Below are 16,207 nucleotides of genomic sequence, written 5' to 3' on the forward strand. Positions count from 1 at the left end.
TTTCAGATTTTACTATGACACATATCGGGCGAGGTGACCTCGCCCCTACGACAACTAACAACTGATAACCATTCAGAGGTAAGTTTATGGCTATGCTTTGGTTGATTATCCAACGAGAATTCGTTTCAAATGTGTTAACATCCCGATTTATGATTGGGTTTATCGTGTGTGTGCTTTCAACGGCTGTCGCGGTTTTCGTCCAGGTGGATGATCACGAAAAGCGTTTGGTGGGATATAACACGGCTGTCCGGGAATCTCAGGCGGAGGTGCAGAATTGGAAACTCTACACGGATATTAGCGCGAAGGTGCACAGAAAACCGAATCCGCTCGGCATTTTTAACATCGGGATGGAAACCTCTGGTGTAAATACGGTCGTTGTTGAGCCTGACAAACCGATTTGGACACGGGATAGCCGTTCCCCCGGTTGGGGCGAAACGACTCAGAAAATGGGAGCAGACAACCCTTTTCTCGCAATGTTTCTCTCCGTTGATGTGGTTTTCATCTTCAAGATCGTACTCAGTGCGTTAGCGATTCTGTTTGCTTACAACACAATTTCGGGCGAAAGAGAGGATGGCACACTGAAACTCGTGTTATCCAATTCGGTACCGAGGGATACGGTCGTTTTGGGGAAATACCTCGGTGGTATGTTGTCGCTGTTCCCTATTGTTGTGGTGAGTTTGATTGTGGCACTGTTAATGGCAATCTCTTCACCTGATGTCGCCTTTGATGGAAACGATATTGCACACGTTATCCTGATATTCGCTGTTTCGCTGTTGTACGTGTCAACGTGGTATCTTTTAGGACTGCTCTTATCTGTTTGGACGAAGGAAGCAACAACGACATTAATTCTTTCGATGTTTCTCTGGGTGATCCTGACGAGTGTTCATGCGAACGTGGCGACATTTGCGGTGACGAAATTTTCGCCACATAAACCGGACTCGGAGGAAAAAGTTTTTCAACAGACGATTCAACTCTGGAAGGATTTCAGAAAAGAACGCGACGATTACCTGAAAAAAAGGGGGTACGATAGTCCAACGAAGACGGTCTCTTGGCACCGCGATGAAAAAGGTAGAAGTGGTGGGTCTGCTGGTACTTCCTCTACCTCTGCGGAATGGTTTGTTACAGAGAGTTATCGCATTGGAAATATGAAGTACGCCGACGTTTCTGTTCTCCAGGAATTTTTAAGTTATCAGGAACCACTTCGGATTGCGTATACGGATAGGGCGGAAGAAATTCTCAGAAAAGCTGCGGACGACCGAGAGCGGAACGCAAAGTTCGCAGATTTTCTCTCCCGTATTTCCTTCGCAGATGTGTACCGCTTTGCTGTTGGGGCAATAGCAGGGACCGACCGGGAGAGTTATAATGACTTTCTTGAGAGTTCCAGGACCCATAAGCGTGAGGTTGTTGAGTATTTGAAAGATAAAAAGGCATTTTCTTCGCGAGCGTGGTTTTCGGATGACCAGGGTGCTGCGGATTTGACGGATCTGCCGGTTTATCGACATCAGCGGTTCTCCCTCTCCGAAAGTTTCTCACGCGCTTCTGTGGATATTCTGATCTTGTTAGCATGGAATATCATTCTGTTTATGTTGGCTTATGTGTCTTTTCTGAGATATGAGATGAGTTGAAAGGAGGGTTATCGGTTTTTAGTTTTCAGTTTTCAGTTAAGAGGCGTTTTGTAATACCAAATCTAAAAAATAAAGTCGCATTTCAGTGGTTTTGAAACGCATTAAAAGTTTCTGCATGTAAGAGCGCAATGAATTGCGCAACTACGAACCGGCTTTTCGTTATTGTTACCAGAAACCTCTTGTGACTGATGACTGTTAACTGACTACTATTAACCGACAACTATTAAAAATGATTTTACACATTGCGAAGAAAGAGATTCATCACAATCTCACAACGCTCCGGTTCGCTTTGATGATAATTCTGCTACCCCTTCTGATGATAGCAAACGCGTTGATATACGGTTATGGTGATGATGGATACATAACACGGGTCAATGCTTACAATAAGCAAATAGAAAAAAAGTTATCTCATGTTGAAACGTATGCCGCCCAGGGTTTAGGGGAATTGGCGGTGATAGGCCCCGGGGATATGCCGAAACGTCCGAGTCCTCTGAAATTCTCCGCCAATGGGGCTGATGAAGTGATACCGCGTTATGTCATCATGCAGGAGTACGGATATGCCAGTCGCAGTGATAGGTCTGGTGAGTTTGAAGCTTATGCATGGAAGGGACCCTGGACGTTAAGGTATCCGTTGAATAGTTTTGATGAAGGAAGTGCAACCCGCGGTATCAAAATTGACTGGGTTTTCATCGGTGTGCTGATGAGTTTTTTCGCCATCTTGTTCACTTTCGATGCCGTCGCTGGGGAACGATCGAGCGGCACACTCAGTTTGATGATGTCCAACACGGTCTCGCGCAGCCAAGTGTTGTTGGGAAAATCCGTCGGCGCATTTCTGACGCTCATGGTGCCACTCGTAATTGGCATCCTGATGAATCTACTACTTATCCAACTTTCTGGGAGTCTTTCCTTTGATTCGGGAACCTCTCTCAGAATTCTGGGTATGATAGGACTTTTTGGGTTGCTCATTTCTGCTTTTATTTTCGTCGGCTTGTTTTTTTCAAGTCGCGTCTCAAACGCCATTACAAGCTTGGTATGGCTCTTACTCACTTGGGTTTTCCTTGCGTTTGTCTTTCCGAATCTACTCGGGATTTTTGTCGGCAACCTGAATCCAATTCCATCGGTTGACGAAGTCTCATTGCGAAGAGATGCACAATTGAAGCAAATTAGTGAACAATTTCAGCCTTGGGGTGCGTACGGGCCTTGGGACGTGTCCGGCGAACCATCGAGTAAGTTGAACGAAGCACCCTCCACCGAAAATCCATCAGCGACGCGACAGTGGGCAACATATTTTACAACGCAGAAGGGAATAGAAACAAAAAGTCTTGATGAACATATTGATAAGCAGTTTAGACAGGTGCAGCTCGCCCGCGACCTTACCCAAATCTCACCAATAGCGACTTTCCAGTATGCGATGGAAGGACTTGCAAATACGGGTATCGTGAGTTATATGAATTTTGTGAAACAGGCGCGCCGTTATCGGCAGACGTTCATAGACTTCATCAAAACCGAAGATCGGAGTGATCCAGAGAGTCTCCATATCTATCCTGTGAAGGAGGGATTGTCGCAGAAACCTGTGGATCCGGACGCTGTGCCGGTTTTTGAGGAGCAGATTTTTTATCGGAGTGTGTTATCGCAGGTCGGGTTGTTGGTGCTGTTTAATCTGCTGTTCTTTATTGTCGCGCAGGTCTCTTTTTTGATGAGCGAGATTAAGTGATTTGTAGGGGCGAGGTAACCTCGCCCCTACCGGGTTTGTGTATTTTTGGTGCGGTTAGGAAACCGCACCATAGGTGTCAATTTAAGGATATTTCGTTGTATTTTATAGAAACGTGCCAACAAATGCCGCCCGTACGGGGCTTTATCTTTTTTTATTCCCATTTCTACACAGATACCATCCCTACGGGATTCAAGAGGTTTTTGAACGCTTCAAAGTTTCTGTGTAAAACTCGGTTCGGTTAGGAAACCGAACCTACCGGATATGGTGCTCAAGCGGTTCGTTTTGGAGGTAGGGGCGCAGCATATTTTGAAGTTTTTTTCGGGCATGATGCAGGGTCGTTTTAACAGTGCTCTCCGACTTGTTCATGTGTAAGGCAATTTGCTTTATCGGGAGTTCATGAAAGTACCGCAAACAAAACACTTGACGTTGGCGAGGTGGCAATTGCTGCACTGCCCTACGGATAGTGTGCCCAAGTTCCTCCTTCTCAAGGATTTGACAAGGCGATGGCTGCATCTGAATCATCGGAAGGACATCGTCTGCGTTTTGGGGTAATGATTCGCAGGCGAAAATGATCTGTTTCTTTTGTTTCCGCTTGCGGAGGAAGTCAATACTGCAATTGACAGCAATTTTGTAGAGCCAAGTATAGAACACAGATTGTCCCTTAAATTTTGGCAGTGCTTGCCATGCCTTGAGGAATGTCTCTTGGCAGAGGTCTTTCGCTGTCTCACGATCATGAACCTGACGGTAAATCAGACGATAGATTTTCTGCTGATATTTGCGCACAAGTGGGTTAAACGCATCAGCATCACCATTCAGAACACGCGTGACAAGTTCCTGCTCATCAAAATGGTTGGGTTCAGCGTGTATTGTTGAAGCACTTTTCATATTTTTCTCCATGTGGATATCTTATTGGATCCATTGCATTGTTTCTCGGAGTTTTTCCTTCGCCTCCGCGTAGTCTCGGCGTGTTTGATAAAAGACGCGTTGTGCCTCTGTAAATTGTGCCTGTGCTTGAAACGCGTCGGTGAAGGTCAGACCTTGATAGCCCGGTATAGGTATATCAAACGTGACTTCATCAAGCACGCGCTCTATTGTCCGCAGTTGTTGTTCACGGATACTCAATCGTGTCTCCTCGATCTCCATCCGTTCTTTCGCATTCGCCACGGCGCGGTAGTCCCGTCTCACAGCGACCCGAATCAATTTCGTTTTTTCAGTGTGTTCCAGCTGGAGTCGTTCCAGTTCCGCGAGTTCTACAGAGCGAAGGTTGGCGGTCTTTTTGCCATCATATAGCGGGATATTGAGGTTGAAGCGGACCTCCCATCCATCTTGTGTACGAGGGTTCGTCTCAAAAATGCTGGGCACATCTCGTTCCCGATCAAATATCACCGGATCGTAGAGTGCCTTTGCGTCCCAGGTTCGGTTCTGTTGGTGTTGTTCCAACAGCAGATGGAGATCTTTGTAGCGGGCTTCAGCCGAGAGTTCGGGGAACCGGTTCCATAGTGTCTCTGCAGCGAGGCGTTCTTGTCGGATAATATCACCACGTAAGTCGCGCAAATCAAGGCTGTTTACAAGTGCGAGTTCAACAGCGTCATCCAATGTTATATCATCATCAGGGAGGGATTGTGAAAGCACGACCTGTGCGAGTGGGTCGAGTCCAGTGAGTCTAATGAGTTCAGCGGTATCTACATCGAGCCGTCGCTGAAGTTCGTTAAGCGCGAGCCGCTGTTCCGAGAGTTCAAGTTCCGTATTGAGACGACTCAGGTAGCGGATTCGTTTTTCTTCATGCTTGCTTATCGTGCCTGCTAATTTTTCATCCAGTTCAATCTCAATCGTACGGCGTTGTTTAATTTCTTCCTGTGTTAAGATGATATTGTGCCAGAGATTCCGAACAGCGTGGACGCTCTCCTTTTTTGCGCGTTCGTGGTCAATCTCTGCTTTACGTACCTCTTCTTGTGCAATATCGAGTGCTTCAGGAATTTCACCGAATTGGGCGAGAAGCATACTCATCTGTGCCCGGGTGAGATAGTCTCTTTCATCGATATCGCCATTTTTTTGACGTTGATATTCGCTGGTGACACCTACCTGGGGTAGGTAAATGGCTTTGGACACACGGAGGTTCGCCTTGGCACGTTCTACGACCTTTTCTGCTTTTCTCACCGTCTCGTTGTTCTGTAAAGCGAGTTCTATTGCGCGTGCTGGCTGGAGCGAGATCAGTTGTTGTGCTGAGACAACACCGACGATAGAGAAAAGAAGCCAGACTGCAAGTGCCATCAACCTTTTGTTTATTCTAATTTTTTTAATCATGCCTATCTCGTATTGTGTTTTGGGTGGTTGTCATTAATTTGAAAATTAACGTCGGCTGATGCGGATTGTGACGATAACGATCGCAATCATAAGGAGTATCAATGCCCCAAACAGCAGTGTTGTCACCGACATTTGCGTCTTTGACTCGACTTGCACCGTAATTGATCGGTCGCGTGCCTCAAACTTACGGTTATCAACGGTGACTTCTGCGTTCAACTTCGCTTGATATTCACCGACCCCGATATCCGCAGGTGGACTCAGCGTCAGTTGTATTTCCGTCTCCTCGTTCCGTCCGAGTGAACCGATGACTTCTGGGATAACGGTGTATTTCCAATCCGTGTTGACATCAACAACCATGCGGATGTCAACCAAATCACGGGTACCGATATTTTTTAGCGTCGCTGTCATGTTGACCTCTTCGCCGATTTTAATCGTCTGGAACGCATTCGGCACGAACACCTCAATCTCCGGCACACCCTTTGGAATCAATTCAAATCGCTCGACACCGCCTTGTATACTCGCAATCCTATCAGCGGGTAGGTCCAACCGATTGTTGACACCACCGAGTTCGTTGGCTTCCGTTTCGTCAAGCACAGCGACGTGGAACTCAAGGGTACTGTCAAGATAGGAGGCATCCAATTCTTCTGGTAGGTAGACAATCAACGACAGATTCCGTTTCGACTGCTCCTGCGTAAATTTCACCTGGGACTGCCGAGATTTCGTCTCCGGATCCTGGAATTCAAAGTTAAGGCGGTTGAGTAGGTTAATGACACGCAACTGGAATGTATTTTCGGTTTCCGCCAACCGGTCGAGCGTCAAATCATAAGTGATGCTGCTCCCCAAGTTGCCTTCCTGCGAAAATCGGAGCGAACTGACATTGACGACATCCAGCGCAGATTCTTTTTGCAGGTAGATCAGTCGTGTATCAGGTTCGGCAAGTTCGGGATAATTTAACGATACCTGTAGACTCTCGACGTCTTTCTGGAGTTGGAAGGTCAATTCCACGGTTTCGTTGTAGCCGAGGACTGGGATCTTCTCTTCATACGGTTTAACGATGTTCGTGCCATCGAGGACATCGAGTAAGGAGACATAAATCGAGCGAATCTCATTCGCTGCTGCAATCTCTTCAGGGGTCGCATTGATCGACATCGCTTCAGTTGTAGATGTATTCTTTAGTTGAAGCGTTACCATCATCTGGTTGTCGACGCGAAACTTCTTCGCACTCAGGATAGAGATATGGCGCGTGTCCTCCTCAAGATGGATTTTATACGGGATTATTTGTTCAAGGTATGTGAGACTAATAATGACGCTGTCCACATTCCGCCGTAGTTCAAAATCGAGGGTTTTCTCTTCACCGTCTTTCAGTGTCGGAATACGGTGTTCATAAGGGAAACCGATGATAGCAGCGGTGTCGTCTTTGATAGAGACGTAGATGTTATTAATTTCTTGTGCTGTGGTCTCTATTTCCGTGGTGGTGTCTATTTCCTCTGTTTCGGTACTTAACGCACCGTACGTGAGGACGACTTCCAACCGTCGGCGGTCACCCTCTTTATAACGCCTCGCGGACACGACAGAGATATACGGATCCTCCTGTTTGAGGTGGATATTTTTCTTTTCCTCACGACCCGAATACTTCAACTCTACGACGACATCTCGTATGTTCTCTTTGATGAGTTCAAAGTCCAAAGTGACAGATTCACCCTCTTTGAGTGTCTCAATGCGTCGTTCATAGGGTTCGGTGATAATCGCCCCACTTGAGCCATAACTTTCCTGCTCTCTAATGGTGACGAAGATGTCATCAATCTGTGCACTGATGATAATATCTTGCCCGACGACTTCGGAGCTTTCTACAAGTTTGACAGGAGATGAACTGTTCTGCAGGGTAATTGAGAATCGCTCTCTACCATCCTCAGATTCATAGAGGCGGGTCTTTTCAACGGTGATGTGCCATTCATCTTGTAGCGATTCAAGTTCGACCTGTTGCAGTGTCAGCTTCGCCTGTTCATATTCAGAGACAGCTGTTTCGTAGTCTTCCTCTGCGGTATTTACTTCGGCGACGGTGACGATGTTGTTTTCCTCCGTCATCATCGCCTTGAGTTTTTCGAGCTCAATCAACTTTTTTGTCATCAGCCTTTTTGCTGATTCCATCTTCTGACGCTCGATTTCTATCTTGATATGACGATCCTGTTCATCTCTGGTTCTCGTGCTTTCTCCATTAGGCGGGACAGGCTCTTCCGTCTGCGCTGATAGTTGAACGGGCATTGATAGCCCTATCGCGCCGATGAAAACCAGCAAGAACGTTAAAGCTTGGAAGCTTGGAAGCTTGGAGGTTGGAAAGTTGGAAGTTTGGAAGCTTGAAAGCGTGTTGCTCCCTTCTATCCATCCGTTCTTCCACGCATCCGTCCAGCCATCCATGCTTCCATCTTTCCGTTTTTCCTTCCATCTTTCCATATTGTTTCACCCTTCCCTGTTTACTCGGTCGCGTCTTCCGCAGGTTCGTATCCGGCAACATAATGCAGATACAGTGCCTCGAGGTCCTCTTCTTGAATCTCCTCACGCGTCAATTCTCGTTCAAGGTTGCCCTGCACGAGAATGCCAATCCTGTCGGCGATCTCTTTCGCTCGAAAGATGTCGTGCGTGGACATGAAAATGGCTTTGCCTTCCTCTTTTAGTTCACGGAGCAGATTCAGAAAATCGGCACCGCCCTTCGGATCGAGTCCGGAAGTCGGTTCGTCGAGTAGGACGGCTTGTGCGTTCTTCATAATCGCAATCGCAATGCCCAGGCGTTGGCGCATCCCTTTGGAGAAGGTCTTGACGCGCCGTGTAAAGGCTTCCTCGGGTAAACCGACGCGTCCAAGGGTCGCATCGAGTTCTTCATTTGATACCTTCTTCCGTCCGCCGAGTTTCGCAAAAAAAGAGAGGTTTTGTCGTGCTGTAAAGTTGCGATAGAGTTCCACGTTCTCGGAGACGTAGGCGAGATGCTTCTTTGCTTCGAGTGGAAACTTGGGGATCTCAATGTCACCGATCAGGGCAGTACCGCTCGTCGGTTCGATGAAGTTCAGCAGCATAGAGATGGTCGTGCTTTTTCCAGCACCGTTCGCGCCGAGGACGACATAGATTTCGCCGTCGTCTACTTTCAAATTCAATTCGTTGACGGCTAACACGCTTTCGTTGTAAACTTTCGTGAGGTCACGAGTTTCTAACATCGGGTTTCTCCTCCGGTTGATTTTCCGCTATATAATACCAGAAGTCTAAGGCGTTTTCAAACAAGACTTACTGGTTTAACCTAAGAGACGTTGTATTCCTTCATTCTATTTTTTTGAAGTTTAGCCACGAAACGATATTTTGGCTTATGTTATAGTGACGCGTTTTGAAGGTGAAAAGGTTGCATTATTTTCAAAAGAATCGTGAAAAATATGAATTTTAATCTGAAATGAGTTGTTTCAATCCGCTCCGTGCATTTTGAGGTTGTTGTTACTACTACAAACGAGTTTCAAAAAAGTTGTGTTTTATTTTATTTTTAAATTTTGAAAATTGAGGGTTTGTCTGTTAGAGACCCTTCGTACGGTAAAAGATAGTAATAATTTTACCTATACACCAACACAATGGTGCGGTTCCTATGGGAAATCCGCAGAAATATCCAAGCGAAAACACCTCTTTCCGTGAAGTGGTGTATGATCCCCTTTTATAATTAAGGATATAAGTTTGGGACGAAAAGGGTGCATAAAACGAAGAATACTATCAAGACTTACGCAATTTTTTTACCAATAGGGACTACCATACGCCGCTGGCGAGGTTTTAAACCTCGCCAGCGAGGAAGCAGTATGAACATACAAGATTTGGTATTTCCACAGTCTAATTACACACTGTTTCCTCAGAGAAGTTCCGAAAATAGTGGAGGTTCACACATCTGAACGGATGAAGACGAGGAAGGCACCTGAAAGAAACACACCGAGCAATAAAACGAGGAGTAGCATATCCACTATCGCTGCATTGAACGTATCACTAAAAGTGATCTTATCCTCAAATCTTGGAAGTGCCTGTGGTGAAATCGGTTTTTTAGACATTCCCTCGGGGACTCCGATGATATGGAGGCTTTCTGTATCGGCGCGATCGGTTTCAGTGATGAAGTCTCGGAACTGTTTGATATGAATATCCACACCTTTGAGGAATTGCAAATGCCGGTTCAACCCTGTGCCGGTCATTGATTGAAGGGCGTATTGGACAATCGCTGCCGGTGAGAATCGGGTTACCATCCTTGCACGCTGGACCTGCGCGAGTTGTGCGCTTAAATGCTCGCGGTTCAGCCGTTCCCGAACCTCAACATCTCTGTTGATGAGCTCAGCCCTGATGCGCAATTCCTCCGGACCTGCCTTTTGGGATGCCAATTGCGCCACCGCTAATCTGAGTTCTGCCTCGTTCTCCTTCGCTAATTTTTCTGCCTCTTCAGGCGAGGTTTTCCAAAGTTCCTCGAGTTCATTGAGAAGACTGGCTGCAGGTGACTGTGCCTCTCGTTTGTTCCTCATTCGCTCGTCAAAATCTTCGTTAATCTGCTCAAGCGCGCTACTTCTTGCCATTTTCCGTTGGTGAGCGGTCTGGACAGGGGACATCCATTTTGTGGCAAGCGTGCCGAGGGTAGAAGGCATAAAGACGACGAGTGCCACCCAAACAATCAATAGCACAACGAGACTGACTCGGCTATCCCGCGTGCTGGCGGAGACCATCAACCCTACTGCGATGAAGATGCTGGTATAGCCTGAAGCGATCAGCATAATCATTCCCAAACGTCCCCAGTCCGCTGCCCCGAGCTGTGTCCAACTATCTAAAGAAATCACTGCCAGATTCAGCAGAACTGCAAAGACGAAAGGAATGAGAACGGTTATTAGAGTCCCTAAAAATTTTCCGACTAACAACGCGGGGCGAGAAATTGGGTTCGCGAGACACAACCGAAGCGTTCCCCTTTCTCTTTCGCCGGAGAGGGCATCAAACGTAAACAAAAGCGGGATGAAAGAGAGCAGATAGGTGATAATGAATACCCAGTCTATCTTGGTTGCTTTGGGACGAAGGTTCCGCGCATTCGGATTGGCAGTTGGATAGTCCAGCGACCAGATACTCCTTACCTTTCCGCTGGATCCTGTAGTTCTACTCCAAGACCCCCAATTTGTCGTTCCGCGATTCGGTAGAAAGGCATCCCCACCGTCTGCAATGAAAGTCAGTGCGGATGGCTGTTTGTAAAGTGTACCGGGCCCCTCTTTCAGGAGTTCATAGAGTTCTGTCCGGGACTGCAATTTGTTTTGGTCGGCGGTAATGTTCTCAGAGTACCTTCGGACTTTGTCTGGATGGCTCTGAAGATGCACCACAGCGTTCGTTACCATGAGTGCTGCCAGAATAAGCGTGGTTAAGGCGAAGCGGAGACTGTTGAGATGGTCAAAGAATTCTCTTTTAACAATATGTCCGATCATCGTGTTTCTCCAATTTTTTTATACTTCAACTTTGATAAAAATCAGGAATGTCACTATAAACAGGATCAGATTCATGAGAAAAAGGAGTAACACATCTGCTAAGGCGCGTTGTGCGTTTTCCGAGACATCCGTCCGTTCAAAGCGAAACTGGGGCAAATCCCACCAATCTACGGTGCCTTGATCAGAAGCGAACCATTGCCGACTCGCAAGCGCGTCTTTATCATGGAAATAGTCAATCAGCATCTGGCGGTATCCTTGGGTGGTACGACTAAAATCTAACATGCCATCTAAATCGGTGCCTGCCCAGGCGGAGGTTGCAAAGGTATAGAGGCTTGCAGGACTGAATTTCATCAACCGTTTATCCCACGTTGCTTGCCGGATGTCTGTCCGTGCCAAGCGTTGTTCGCGTATCAACGCAGCTTTTTCTGCCAGGCGGATGTGCGTCGCACCGATGAATGCCTGATAGTTTTGGAAATGCGGGACGGACGGTTCTGACTCCTCGTTCACTTTGGTCATGTTAAACTCATACCTTCTGCCGCTCCAAGAGCTTGACCCTGAATATCCTATGTTAAACTTAGGGGGATCCCCCTCAAGCGGACTGTTTGCTAAAAATCGTTGTTCTTCCCGGTCTGCTTCTTCCCAAATTTGGTCAATCTGTTGACTCGCGGACTGTCTTTCGGCGCGCATATCGCCCACCGGATTAATGGAAAAGCGACTCCAGTTCGGATAAACGAGGACCAAACCGACCCATAAGAACATACAGAGCATCAGGGATGTAGCCGTGCGCCGGGTTGTTGTGGAAATCAATAGTCCGATGAGGTAGAAAAGGGATAAGTAGACAATCGTCGTCCAGACTATCCCGCCAATCCGGAGCAGATCCGCTGTGCTGAACTGGATCGAACTGGCGAGGGAGCACAAAATCAACACCATCAGCAGACTCATTAGCACAGGCAGCAGCAAGCATATCATGGCAGCGATATATTTCCCAAACAGAATCAACCCGCGCCGCACGGGATGTGAGATAACCAGTCGCAAGGTACCGCTTTCCCAGTCGCCGGCAATTGCATCGTAAGCGAAGAGTAGGGACAGTAGGCTTAGGACGACTTGAAAGATGGATACCAAGTCAATCTGCGAAAAGAGATTTAGATACGGATTCTCCAAGTTTCGTGCGGAGACACTTGAAATCATCGGTACCTCTCCGTGATAAATTTCGACGGTGGTTCCCAACTGCTTGTCCAACCCTGCACTAAAAAGACTTAGGGGGTTCGGAGGACGTTCAACAAAGAGTTCCAACCTTGAATAGGTTTCCGCTGCCACCGCTTTCTCACGATGAACTTTCTCTTGCTGGCTATAACTCGCCACGCGGTTTTCGTGCTCGTCAATTAGCACAACTGTATTGGCGACGACGAGTAGGAGCGTAATAACGACCGCGGCGAGGAAGCGCGCGCTCATCATAAGGGATAGAAGTTCTTGGTTTATCAGTGTGCGTAACATGTTTGAACCTCAATTTACCTAACTATTTGGTTTGATTGATGGATTCCTGAATGGAGATTCGTGCTCGAAAGGCATTGATACCTCCTTTCTCACCGACCCAACCCCCGGTAGCCCTCAATTGAAAAACCTGTCCTTTGTCAAATTGATATGTGATTGTTCCTGTTTCACCGGGTTGAATCCCCCATGCCTGTGCAAGTATGCTCTCGGGTGTTTCTTCTGTGGGGGGATCGCTATTGCCATCAAACAGATCGAACGAACCTACAGGGGCTGCGCGACCGACGTGAATATCAATGGTGAGTGTGCCACCGTTTTCAAACGCTGTGGCATCTATTTTAATAACGGTGTCATCTTGAGAACCTGCCACAGGTGCCTGAAAAGTGTCTAATACCTCTATTGAGGGTTGCGCACGATCAAGCACAACGTTCAGACTGCTTGATAAAGCGACAGGGTCTTTCTCGCCCAATCCGGGACGTTTTCCTTCCAATGATTCCACAAGGAACAACTGATAATGTTCTGCCTTCATGTACCACTCGTGCCTGGAGAGTTCGTTGACGGGTTGCCTGCCCATGATTCCAAGTTCAGGCGAGATAATCAAGCAATCTGTAGGTGAGTGTCTCTTCCACGCCCGAACGATTGTTTGGGGCAAAGGAAGCATTTCGTCAATACCTTTTGCATCGCGCAAACGTTTCATATCGGTATTGAGCACCCATGTGTTGACGAAATTTTCATTCAAGAATTTGATGTTCCCATCATCAGAGAGGGCAGTTGCCCTCAAACCTTTGCCACTCCCGCCACATGCTTCGTCATCAAGCGGACCATTTATTGAGATAACATGAATGAGCTTCTGTTGTGTCTTTGCTATTTCCAACGCTTCGTTTACCGATACCCAATTGATTTGTTGTGATTTATAAAAACGCAGTGTCAGGACACGTTTGGCTTCTGCTAAGGTTATTGCTTCAGAAAATTGAGTGTCTTGAATTATATTTTCCGTCCCCGTACGGAGTTCGATTTGTGGACAAAAGCCCATATCCGCACCAAAGGAGCGACCACCGGGACGATGATAGCGGTTGACATCAAAATTGATTGTGCGTTTGGGAACGGACATCTTGAAGAAGGCAATTTTCCCTGCTGTCCGGTTGATAACAAGATTCCCAGTAAATTGTGAGGGTGTGAACCAGCCGTTCTCTAACTTAAACTCTGCATGAATCCGCAATACGATATCCGCAAATTCAGCGTTATAAGCGCGCAGACACGCCCATGCCCCGCGAGAGTCTCCCCAATTGAGGTGCATATCCAGATTGGGATTGGGATGAAGTTGTCTCAGCAATTCCAGTAATCCATCTTGTTCAATCTGCCAGACTTCGCCAACAGAAACACTATTTCCTTTTTTTGTAAGATTTTCGTGAGGAGATCTCTTTAATTCCTGCCGAGACGGTTTTTCTCTTCCCTTCTGCAGGCGTGCTTCAGTCGGGAGAAATGCCTCAAACACCGAAGCAGGATGATGCTTTTCAGGTTCGGCGACTCGCAGATTCGCCAGTGCATCCCACGTCAGATGGAAGTTGTCTTGGGTGTACTCAATTGGGGCAATGAAACCCTTAATCAACACTTTGGCGTTGTGGTCAAGCGTGAGTGCAATTCTATTAGAGGTAGATGCCTCATCCGCGAATCCATATTGTAAAGATAGGATAAAAATCAGACAACCGGTACCTAATGTTTTCATTTTAAAATATCCCAAAAAAGATTGAATAGGATTTACACACCCTTTGCTGGCGAGGTTTCAAACCTCGCCAGCGTTGGGTAGCAAGTGTATCTGTTCGAGATTTACCGAATGGAAATTCGTGCGTGAAAAGCATTGATGCTCCCTTTCTCACTGAACCAATCGCCAGTAGCACCCAATTGAAAGACTTTGCCTTGATTGAATCGATAAGCGATTATCCCTGTTCCACCGGGCGGAATTCCCCATTCATGTGCGAGTCTGTTGTTGGGTATGCCTTCTGTAGGCAGCTCACTGGTCCCATTGAACAGATCAAACGAGCCAGATGCTTTGCCGCTACCGACTCGGATATCAATGGTTAGCATACCACCGTCTTCAAACGCGGTAGCATCAATTTTTACAACGGTATAATCCTGATGCTCTCTTTCCGGCGTCCGAAAAAAGTCTAAGACCTCTGTTTGAATCTGTTGTATCTCTTCTATTTCTGCTTTTGTCTCTTGCGTTTGCGCACCTATTACTCGGAGGCTGTCTACTTGTGGATTGGATCTACTATTTTTACCCGATGTGTCTATCTTACCCAGTTGTGTTCGCACAGCAGGTTTCGCCTTGATAATGGGTTTCGCTGTTGCCTCCACAATGTCAACCTTTATAGCAGAGACTGCTTCCAAACTATAGGGTTGTTGGAAATGGGATAGATATTTATTGCTTATTCCGAGAGTGAGTGTCGCCAAAATAGCGACTGACGCGGCTATCGCCCATGGCACTATGGGTTTGCCGTTTGAAGAAGGAACAGGTTTGATGCGGTTGGCTTCTCGTATAATGTTCTCGGTTAAATTGCTGGGCAATTGTACGCTACTGAGCACTTCACTAATCAAAATTTCTTCGCCGCGTGCCTGTAAACGCTTTCGCGCACGGCTAAGCCGACTCTTAATTGTGTTCGCCGATACACCCAAAAATTTGCTAATATCCTTCACTTTCATTTCACCAAGATAATGGAGCGTCACCACCGTCCGTTCGCTCTCCGGCAGTCTTTCCAGAAGTCTTTTGACGATTTTATGCCGTTGTTCAGTCGTTTCCAGGTCGAGTTGTTCCGATACATGATGTGTATAAGAGGCTTCTTCTATTTCTTCCACGGGTGTGTCTTCCAGTGATTGCATCATGTATCTGTTTCTTTGAATCCAATTAATACAAAGTCGGTCTACAATGACATAAAGCCATCCAGAAAACTGATTGGGATTCTTTAGTGTTGAGAGGCTTTTATAGACTCGAAGGAAGGCATCTTGCGTAATTTCTTCAGCAAGGTGAAAGTCCCCAAGTTTGCGCCACGCCAGGGCGTGAACGCTTTTCTGATGTTTTCGGACTAATGCACCGAATGCCTCTTCGTCCCCGGACAAAATTTTATGAATTAGTTGAACATCGTTTTCTTCCATCGGAATACTTCCTTTATGCTTTGGGTTCTTCTACCTGTTCGGGTTGAGGGTTGCGGAATTTTCCCAGTCGCCACTCTCTATAAACGAGGAAACCACCAAGCAAACATAAGCAGCTGTATAGCAAGGGTTTTACCAGGGCAACACTCATTAGGAAATCTCCGATATTCATATTCTGCACTCGCTCACCGGTTATTTCACTCGCTATCCATCGATCCATATATAAACCAAGGACTTGTTCAAAAATCGAATTAAACATTCCACTGGTAAGGAGTATCGCGCTAATGAGTATCAACCCCTTTGACCTCGTCCGAAGACATAAAACCACCAGTAGCACTGCAAGTGCCAACCATACAATAATATTCAGACCGTAAAAAACGCTATTAAACATCGTCAGAACCTCCAACGAGATAGCGAAACCCAACGCAAACCTGCCATGTTTGTAGCGTTTGACCTAAAGAACGTTG

Annotated in this window: 11 protein-coding genes; 2 read left to right on the plus strand and 9 right to left on the minus strand. The window is 46.7% G+C overall.

Annotated features, from left to right (window positions below):
• The first annotated feature begins 86 nt into the window (after window positions 1-86).
• Both OXH39_20365 and OXH39_20370 read left to right on the plus strand, forming a co-directional pair.
• Window positions 87-1,625, plus strand: coding sequence for an ABC transporter permease (locus OXH39_20365; GenBank protein ID MCY3552820.1), 1,539 nt, complete (start codon window positions 87-89; stop codon window positions 1,623-1,625).
• Between the two features lie 229 nt (window positions 1,626-1,854).
• Window positions 1,855-3,339, plus strand: coding sequence for an ABC transporter permease subunit (locus tag OXH39_20370; protein MCY3552821.1), 1,485 nt, complete (start codon window positions 1,855-1,857; stop codon window positions 3,337-3,339).
• Between the two features lie 252 nt (window positions 3,340-3,591).
• On the opposite strand, the gene OXH39_20375 is transcribed toward OXH39_20370, so the two are convergent.
• From OXH39_20375 to OXH39_20415, 9 genes are all read right to left on the minus strand, one after another.
• On the minus strand, window positions 3,592-4,224 hold the full coding sequence (locus OXH39_20375; GenBank protein ID MCY3552822.1) for a sigma-70 family RNA polymerase sigma factor: 633 nt from the start codon (window positions 4,222-4,224) through the stop codon (window positions 3,592-3,594).
• A 21-nt stretch (window positions 4,225-4,245) separates the two neighbouring features.
• On the minus strand, window positions 4,246-5,643 hold the full coding sequence (locus OXH39_20380) for a TolC family protein (GenBank protein MCY3552823.1): 1,398 nt from the start codon (window positions 5,641-5,643) through the stop codon (window positions 4,246-4,248).
• 45 nt (window positions 5,644-5,688) lie between these two features.
• Window positions 5,689-8,094: an NEW3 domain-containing protein gene (locus OXH39_20385; protein ID MCY3552824.1), complete on the minus strand. Its 2,406-nt coding sequence runs from the start codon at window positions 8,092-8,094 to the stop codon at window positions 5,689-5,691.
• A gap of 20 nt (window positions 8,095-8,114) precedes the next feature.
• The gene (locus tag OXH39_20390) at window positions 8,115-8,849 is read right to left on the minus strand and encodes an ABC transporter ATP-binding protein (GenBank protein MCY3552825.1); all 735 of its coding nucleotides are present in this window, start codon (window positions 8,847-8,849) and stop codon (window positions 8,115-8,117) included.
• Window positions 8,850-9,545: 696 nt separating this feature from the next.
• The gene (locus tag OXH39_20395; protein MCY3552826.1) at window positions 9,546-11,105 is read right to left on the minus strand and encodes an ABC transporter permease subunit; all 1,560 of its coding nucleotides are present in this window, start codon (window positions 11,103-11,105) and stop codon (window positions 9,546-9,548) included.
• A gap of 18 nt (window positions 11,106-11,123) precedes the next feature.
• Window positions 11,124-12,599: an ABC transporter permease subunit gene (locus tag OXH39_20400; protein ID MCY3552827.1), complete on the minus strand. Its 1,476-nt coding sequence runs from the start codon at window positions 12,597-12,599 to the stop codon at window positions 11,124-11,126.
• A 22-nt stretch (window positions 12,600-12,621) separates the two neighbouring features.
• On the minus strand, window positions 12,622-14,319 hold the full coding sequence (locus OXH39_20405; GenBank protein MCY3552828.1) for a hypothetical protein: 1,698 nt from the start codon (window positions 14,317-14,319) through the stop codon (window positions 12,622-12,624).
• Between the two features lie 101 nt (window positions 14,320-14,420).
• Window positions 14,421-15,743 (minus strand): RNA polymerase sigma factor, encoded by a 1,323-nt coding sequence (locus tag OXH39_20410; protein ID MCY3552829.1) that lies wholly within the window; start codon window positions 15,741-15,743, stop codon window positions 14,421-14,423.
• A 13-nt stretch (window positions 15,744-15,756) separates the two neighbouring features.
• Window positions 15,757-16,131: a hypothetical protein gene (locus tag OXH39_20415; protein ID MCY3552830.1), complete on the minus strand. Its 375-nt coding sequence runs from the start codon at window positions 16,129-16,131 to the stop codon at window positions 15,757-15,759.
• Between the last annotated feature and the right edge of the window lie 76 nt (window positions 16,132-16,207).

The sequence above is a fragment of the Candidatus Poribacteria bacterium genome (assembly GCA_026702755.1).
In the GTDB taxonomy this organism is placed as follows: domain Bacteria; phylum Poribacteria; class WGA-4E; order WGA-4E; family WGA-3G; genus WGA-3G.

What these genes read in the sequence shown, in the direction of transcription:
- OXH39_20365 (MCY3552820.1), top strand. Translation starts at nt 87, where the DNA reads ATGGCTATGCTTTGGTTGATTATCCAACGAGAATTCGTTTCAAATGTG.
- OXH39_20370 (MCY3552821.1), top strand. Translation starts at nt 1,855, where the DNA reads ATGATTTTACACATTGCGAAGAAAGAGATTCATCACAATCTCACAACG.
- OXH39_20375 (MCY3552822.1), bottom strand. Translation starts at nt 4,224, where the DNA reads ATGAAAAGTGCTTCAACAATACACGCTGAACCCAACCATTTTGATGAG.
- OXH39_20380 (MCY3552823.1), bottom strand. Translation starts at nt 5,643, where the DNA reads ATGATTAAAAAAATTAGAATAAACAAAAGGTTGATGGCACTTGCAGTC.
- OXH39_20385 (MCY3552824.1), bottom strand. Translation starts at nt 8,094, where the DNA reads ATGGAAAGATGGAAGGAAAAACGGAAAGATGGAAGCATGGATGGCTGG.
- OXH39_20390 (MCY3552825.1), bottom strand. Translation starts at nt 8,849, where the DNA reads ATGTTAGAAACTCGTGACCTCACGAAAGTTTACAACGAAAGCGTGTTA.
- OXH39_20395 (MCY3552826.1), bottom strand. Translation starts at nt 11,105, where the DNA reads ATGATCGGACATATTGTTAAAAGAGAATTCTTTGACCATCTCAACAGT.
- OXH39_20400 (MCY3552827.1), bottom strand. Translation starts at nt 12,599, where the DNA reads ATGTTACGCACACTGATAAACCAAGAACTTCTATCCCTTATGATGAGC.
- OXH39_20405 (MCY3552828.1), bottom strand. Translation starts at nt 14,319, where the DNA reads ATGAAAACATTAGGTACCGGTTGTCTGATTTTTATCCTATCTTTACAA.
- OXH39_20410 (MCY3552829.1), bottom strand. Translation starts at nt 15,743, where the DNA reads ATGGAAGAAAACGATGTTCAACTAATTCATAAAATTTTGTCCGGGGAC.
- OXH39_20415 (MCY3552830.1), bottom strand. Translation starts at nt 16,131, where the DNA reads ATGTTTAATAGCGTTTTTTACGGTCTGAATATTATTGTATGGTTGGCA.